We start from the raw sequence: 5,924 nt of genomic DNA on the forward strand, positions 1-5,924 counted from the left end.
AGAACAAGGGCCAGGTCCCCGCCGACATCGACGCGGGCGAGTCCGAACGCTACGCCAAAGGCCGCGGCCAGGAACTCTACGCGCAGTACCAGGCGCGCCTGAAGGCCGTGAACGCCTGCGACTTCGGCGACCTCCTCCTCCACATGCTCGTCGTGCTGCGCACGGACCGCGAGGTGCTCGAGCTCTACCAGCAACGCTTCCGCTACATCATGGTCGACGAGTATCAGGACACCAACACCGTCCAGTATCTCTGGCTCCGCCTCCTCGCGCAGGAGCGCCGCAATATCGCCTGCGTCGGCGACGACGACCAGTCGATCTACAGCTGGCGCGGCGCGCAGGTGGAGAACATCCTCAAGTTCGAGAAGGATTTCCCCGGCGCCAAGATCGTCCGGCTGGAGCAGAATTACCGCTCCACCCCCCACATCCTCGCCGCCGCGTCCGGCGTCATCGCCCACAATGGCGGCCGCCTGGGCAAGGAGCTGTGGACCGAGCTCGACGCGGGCGAGAAGGTCAAGGTGCTCGGCGTCTGGGACGGCCCCGAAGAAGCGCGGCGCGTCGGCGAGGAGATCGAGTCCGGCCAGCGCGCCGGCACCAGCCTCGACGACATCGCCATCCTGGTCCGCGCCTCGCACCAGACGCGCGAGTTCGAGGACCGGTTCATCGCCACCGGCCTCGCCTACAAGATCGTCGGCGGCTTCCGCTTCTACGAACGCGCCGAGATCCGCGACGCGCTCGCCTATCTGCGCGTCGTCAACCAGCCCGCCGACGACCTCGCCTTCGAACGCATCGTCAACGTCCCCAAGCGTGGCCTGGGCGACAAGGCCGTCGCGCGCATCCACCAGCTCGCCCGTTCCACCGACACCCCGCTCACCACCGCCGCAGCCCGCATCCTCGACACCGACGAGCTCACCGGCGCGGCCCGCAAGTCGCTCGGGCGGCTCGTCGGCGATATCCACCGCTGGCGCGACATGGCGACCGAGCTCCCGCATCCCGAACTCGCCCGCCAGCTCCTCGACGAGTGCGGCTACACCGCCATGCTCCAGGCCGAAAAGTCCGCCGACGCCGCCGGCCGCCTCGAGAATCTGACTGAACTCGTCCGCGCCATGGAGGAATACGAGTCGCTCGGCGCGTTCCTCGAACACGTCTCGCTCGTCATGGACAACGACGCCGCCAAGGACGCGCCCAAGGTCACCATCATGACCATCCACGCCGCCAAAGGCCTGGAGTTTGACACCGTCTTCCTGGCCGGCTGGGAGGAGGGCCTGTTCCCCTCGCAGCGCGCGATGGACGAGGGCGGCACCGCGTCCTTGGAGGAGGAGCGCCGCCTCGCCTACGTCGCGATCACCCGCGCGAGGCGGCGCGCGACCATCCTCCACGCCGCCAACCGCCGCATCTACGGCCAGTGGACCAGTAGCCTGCCCAGCCGCTTCGTCGCCGAGCTCCCCCCCGCCCACATCGACACCGAGACCAGCATGACCGGCGGCGAGTCGCTATGGCGCGCCAACTGGTCCGAACAGTCCGATCCCTTCGCCGACATCGCCCGAGGCTCGGGGAGAGGCCCCGGCTGGGCCCGCGCGGCGGGTGCCGCGAGCAGCTTCACCACCCAGCCCACCCGCATCGTCGAGTCCCGAGGTCCCGCCGTCGGCCTGGGCCAAAAAGGCCGCGAGGACCTGGGACTAGGCCAACGCGTCTTCCACCAGAAGTTCGGCTACGGCGCGATCGCTCAGATCGAGGGCAACAAGCTGGAGATCGACTTCGAACATGCCGGGCGGAAGCGGGTGATGGACAGTTTTGTGAGCGTAGGGTGAGCGTAAGAGTCTGTCCGCTTTCGCTTAAGCGACTCATCTTTAAAGTTTCGTTGACTTTCTCAATAGCGAACGTTCGGAATCTATATATTATCGATAACGCACCAGCTGACACGCCGTTGGCCGAAGACTTGGACGGTGGGCTTGGGAAAGTCTGCTGAGGCGAAAGCGCCTGCTGGTACCGAAGTCATGCCCGGTCGCATCTCTACGTCATAGAAAACGGTAGAGCCGCATATAGGACAAAAATGATAGGTATTGGTTCTGCCCGAGTCTGTTCTACGCGCGAAGCTATGATAGTCCCCAACGGTCTTGACGACACTCGCATGAAAGCTCGCGTTCCATCCGAAAGCACTTCCGGTTCTACGTTTGCAGTTTGTACAGTGACAAACCGATATGCGATCAGGCGTGCCGGTGCAGGTCGCCCGAAGCTGGCCACAATTGCATTCTGCCTGCCACTCCATTTCCGCCGGCCTCTACAAGCATCAACTAAAACCTTATTGCCACTATATAACCGTGTTCAAAAGAAAGTAGACAGTCCAGCGACTACCAATATCGCAAACAAGCCCGATTAAAGGCGCTAAGCTGCCACCCGCTCTACCTCGATCTCGCCTTCCCGCGCCCGCACCTGCGCCAGATCATGCGCGCCCTGCATTCGCATCAGCGTGTCCGCTCGCACCCCGAACGCCTTCTCGAACCGGATCGCCATCTCCGCCGACAGTCCGGCGCGACCGCCGAGCAGGTTGCTCATCGCCTGCCGCGTGACATGGAGCTTGGCGGCCGCCCCGGTCACGGTCAGCCCATGCGGCTCGACCAGCTCGGCGCGCAGCCACGCGCCCGGATGGACGGCGAAACCGGCGTGAAGATTGATAGCCATGAGTAACGCATAAACGATGAGTTCTCTGATTTGTAGCGCGGCCTGTTACCGGGTAAATGACTTCCGTAGGAGTTCACCGATGCAAGTCTCCCTAGTTGAAGCAGCAACTCACTTGTCCGAACTTGCCGCCCGGGCCGAGGCCGGGGAGGAGATCGTGCTCACGCGCGGCGACGCGCCGTCCGTGCGTCTGGTTATTGAGGGCCGCAAGCCGGAGCGCTTGGACGGGCCAGCGAATTTCGACGAGCTGGGCGTATCGGGTGCGAGCGCCACCGCTTCCGACCGTGAGGAAGTCAGGCAGCGCCGCCGCCGCGTGCTGGAAGAGTTCCGCGGCGTTCTGAAAGGGCAGCCGGGCATGGAGGGCGTCACTGCGGCCAACATCGCCGACGACCTCTACGATGAGGACGGCCTGCCCGCGTGATCGTCCTCGACGGTTCGGCATTGTTTGCGATCATGCTTGGCGAACCTGACGCGGAAAGGTGCCAGAAAGCGATCGAGCGCGCGGACGAACTCTTGCTCTCGGCCGCTTCGCTGACCGAGATATTGGTCGTGGCGACCCGAAAAGGCATTCTCGCCCGAGCTCGCTCTTTCGTCGAGCGGCTCGATCCGAAGGTGGTTCCCCTCACGCATGACCGTGCCCTCGCCGCCGGTGCCGCTTTCGAGCGATGGGGACATCGCCAAGATCGCGCCGGGCTCAATTACGGCGACAGCTTCGCCTACGCTCTCGCCAAGGAGTTCGACTGTCCGCTCCTGTTCATCGGCAACGACTTCTCGCTAACCGACATCCGACCCGCCCTTGAGCCGCGCGACTGAACCCACCCCCGTCACCCCGGCCTTGAGCCGCGGTCCCGCTTCTACCTCCACATCTAAAATCAGCGCTGTCCTACAAGAACGGCCCTCGCCATACCCTGGCCGATGCCCGATTCGCTCGCCTTCACCCCCGTCCTCACCGCCGCCCGTCACGACGGCTGGACGCCCGACAAGCAGCGCGCCTTCATCGACCAGCTCGCCCGCTGCGGCGTCGTCGCGGCCGCCGCAAAGGCTTTCGGCATGAGCCCCAAATCCGCCTACGCGCTCCGCAAGCGGCCGGACGCCGCCTCCTTCGCCGCCGCCTGGGACGACGCCGCGCGCCGCGGCGGGAACGAGTCGGCGGCCCTGGCCATCGATCGCGCGATCGACGGGGTAGTCGAGCCTGTCTTCCACGGCGGCCGCCAGATCGGCGAGCGGCGGCGCTACAACGACCGGCTGCTCATGGCCGCGATCCGTCACATGGACCCGCCATCCTCGTCCGTCGATCTGATCGCCGCGTTGGAGGCGGCCCTCGCCGCGCTCGATCCGGTCCCCGCCCACGTGCAAAACGCGTATTAGCGTTACCTTCGTTACCTTCGCCCCTACTGGCCCCGCCCTGACCCCCGTGCGACGAGCTCCCGCGATGATCCCTTCCCCCCTCCAGACCGGCCTCGACGCGCTCCGCCGGGGCGACTTTGCCGCCGCCCGCCCGCACCTGACCCGCGCGACCGAGACCGAGCCGCAGGGCCGCCGCCCCTGGCTCCCGCTCGCCCAGGCCTGCCGTAAGCTCGGCGACGCCTCCGCCGAGACGCACGCGCTCGCCTCGCTTCTCGCCGAGGAGCCCCGCAACATCCTCGCCCTCCTGCTGATGGGCGAGCGCAAGCGCGACGACGGCGACGACCGCGCCGCCGCATCCTTCATGACCGCCGCGCTCAAACAGGCGGCCGCCACCCCGCCCCCGCCCCAACTCACGCCGTTGCTCCAGCGCGCTCAGGCGTTCCTGGCCGAGAACAACGCCCGCTACGAACGCCACCTGCTCGCCGCGGTCGACTTCCCCGACGCCGAACCTGAGCGCCCCACCCGCTTCCGCCGCTCGCTCGACCTGCTGCTCGGCCGCCGCGAGCTCCATCTACAACAGCCCTCGATGTTCTACTTCCCCGGCCTCCCCCAGCGCCAGTTCTACGAGCGCGAGGAGTTCCCCTGGGCCACCGAGCTCGAAGCCGCCGTCCCCGCCATCCGCGCCGAACTGGCCGCGCTCACCGACGCCGACGGCTTCGCCCCTTACATCACCGGCGACCCGAACCGCCCCCGCCCCGTCGCCAACCCGCTCCTCGACGACCCCAGCTGGAGCGCCTTCTACATCTGGCGGAACGGCGCGCTCACGCCCGAAGCTGCCCGCGTCCCCCGCACCGTCGCGGCGCTGGCCGAGCTTCCCATCCCCCGCATCGCCGGCCGCTCCCCCATGGCGCTCTTCTCGCGTCTCCAGCCCGGCACCCACATCCGCCCGCATCACGGCATGCTCAACACCCGCCTGATCTGCCACCTGCCCCTCGTCGTGCCCGAGGGCTGCGCGATGCGCGTCGGCGACGAGACCCGCGCCTGGCGCGACGGCGAGCTCACGATCTTCGACGACAGCATCGAGCACGAGGCCTGGAACCGCGGCCCTGCCACCCGCACCGTCCTCCTGTTCGAGATCTGGCGACCCGAGGTCACCCTCGACGAGCGTACCCAGCTTACCCGCTTGTTCGAGGCGATCGACGAATATGGCGGCTTCCCCGCCCCGACCGGCTCCGACCATTAGGAACCGCGCCGGCCCCGAAATGTTGTCGCAGGTGATGCCCGCGTTCCCGGGCCGGAGTGTATATCCATGAAGCTGACCCTAGCTCTCGCCGCGGCCGCCCTGCTTGCCGCCCCCGCCTCCTCCCAAGGCCCGGCCGCCGACGCCCGCATGCGTCAGGCGCAGGACCGCTTCGACCGCGAATACCAGACCTTCCGCGGAGAGCTCGACCGCTACCAGTCCGCCCGCCCCGGCTACCGCGCTCCGGCTGGCGGCTACCGCGTCGCGCCGAACGTCCCCTATGACGACCGCTACGACCGCCCCACCTACAGCGACGAGCGCGACGAGGGCGATTACGACGCCGCCCGCTACTATCGCTCCGGCCCCAACTACCGCGACCGCACGCTTGGCAACGACGAGCGCGTCTATGCCGGCCAAGATGGCCGATACTACTGCCGCCGCGCCGATGGCACCACCGGCCTGATCCTGGGCGCGGGCGCGGGCGGCATCCTGGGCAACATCATCGACGGCGGTCGCTCGCGTACCGTGGGCACGTTGCTTGGCGGCGCCGCCGGTGCCCTCGCAGGCCGCTCGATCGAACAGAACTCGGTGCGTTGCCGCTAGGCCCGGTGCAGCGCCGCTAAGGCACTTAGCGGCGCGACCGGCACCGAGCCCGGCCGGC

8 protein-coding genes are annotated in these 5,924 nt (G+C 67.5%); 6 read left to right on the top strand and 2 right to left on the bottom strand.

What is annotated here, in order from left to right; genetic code table 11:
- A partial coding sequence (locus ACFE71_RS14450) for an ATP-dependent helicase (protein ID WP_375429462.1) occupies positions 1-1,808 on the top strand: 1,808 nt, incomplete at its 5' end.
- Positions 1,809-1,888: 80 nt separating this feature from the next.
- Here ACFE71_RS14450 and ACFE71_RS14455 read toward each other — a convergent pair.
- Positions 1,889-2,266: a GFA family protein gene (locus ACFE71_RS14455; RefSeq protein ID WP_375429463.1), complete on the bottom strand. Its 378-nt coding sequence runs from the start codon at positions 2,264-2,266 to the stop codon at positions 1,889-1,891.
- A 116-nt stretch (positions 2,267-2,382) separates the two neighbouring features.
- Entirely contained in the window at positions 2,383-2,679 is a 297-nt protein-coding gene (locus tag ACFE71_RS14460) for a HigA family addiction module antitoxin (RefSeq protein ID WP_375429464.1), read from the bottom strand.
- 112 nt (positions 2,680-2,791) lie between these two features.
- Here ACFE71_RS14460 and ACFE71_RS14465 point away from each other — a divergent pair, with 112 nt between their 5' ends.
- The 5 genes from ACFE71_RS14465 to ACFE71_RS14485 all read left to right on the top strand — a co-directional run bounded on the left by ACFE71_RS14465 (position 2,792) and on the right by ACFE71_RS14485 (position 5,866).
- The gene (locus ACFE71_RS14465; protein WP_375429465.1) at positions 2,792-3,097 is read left to right on the top strand and encodes a type II toxin-antitoxin system Phd/YefM family antitoxin; all 306 of its coding nucleotides are present in this window, start codon (positions 2,792-2,794) and stop codon (positions 3,095-3,097) included.
- Positions 3,094-3,489 (top strand): type II toxin-antitoxin system VapC family toxin, encoded by a 396-nt coding sequence (locus tag ACFE71_RS14470; protein WP_375429466.1) that lies wholly within the window; start codon positions 3,094-3,096, stop codon positions 3,487-3,489. Before ACFE71_RS14465 ends, ACFE71_RS14470 begins: the two co-directional genes overlap by 4 nt.
- A gap of 102 nt (positions 3,490-3,591) precedes the next feature.
- Entirely contained in the window at positions 3,592-4,044 is a 453-nt protein-coding gene (locus ACFE71_RS14475; protein ID WP_375429467.1) for a hypothetical protein, read from the top strand.
- Between the two features lie 64 nt (positions 4,045-4,108).
- Complete coding sequence (locus ACFE71_RS14480; protein ID WP_375429468.1) at positions 4,109-5,266, top strand: aspartyl/asparaginyl beta-hydroxylase domain-containing protein; 1,158 nt, start codon at positions 4,109-4,111, stop codon at positions 5,264-5,266.
- Between the two features lie 66 nt (positions 5,267-5,332).
- On the top strand, positions 5,333-5,866 hold the full coding sequence (locus ACFE71_RS14485) for a glycine zipper 2TM domain-containing protein (RefSeq protein ID WP_375429469.1): 534 nt from the start codon (positions 5,333-5,335) through the stop codon (positions 5,864-5,866).
- Positions 5,867-5,924: the final 58 nt, after the last annotated feature.

The organism is uncultured Sphingomonas sp., assembly GCF_964237155.1.
Lineage (GTDB): Bacteria > Pseudomonadota > Alphaproteobacteria > Sphingomonadales > Sphingomonadaceae > Sphingomonas.

Bases quoted from the DNA above. Each gene is read 5' to 3' on its own strand.
- ACFE71_RS14455 (WP_375429463.1), bottom strand. From the start codon at position 2,266: ATGGAGTGGCAGGCAGAATGCAATTGTGGCCAGCTTCGGGCGACCTGC.
- ACFE71_RS14460 (WP_375429464.1), bottom strand. From the start codon at position 2,679: ATGGCTATCAATCTTCACGCCGGTTTCGCCGTCCATCCGGGCGCGTGG.
- ACFE71_RS14475 (WP_375429467.1), top strand. From the start codon at position 3,592: ATGCCCGATTCGCTCGCCTTCACCCCCGTCCTCACCGCCGCCCGTCAC.
- ACFE71_RS14480 (WP_375429468.1), top strand. From the start codon at position 4,109: ATGATCCCTTCCCCCCTCCAGACCGGCCTCGACGCGCTCCGCCGGGGC.
- ACFE71_RS14485 (WP_375429469.1), top strand. From the start codon at position 5,333: ATGAAGCTGACCCTAGCTCTCGCCGCGGCCGCCCTGCTTGCCGCCCCC.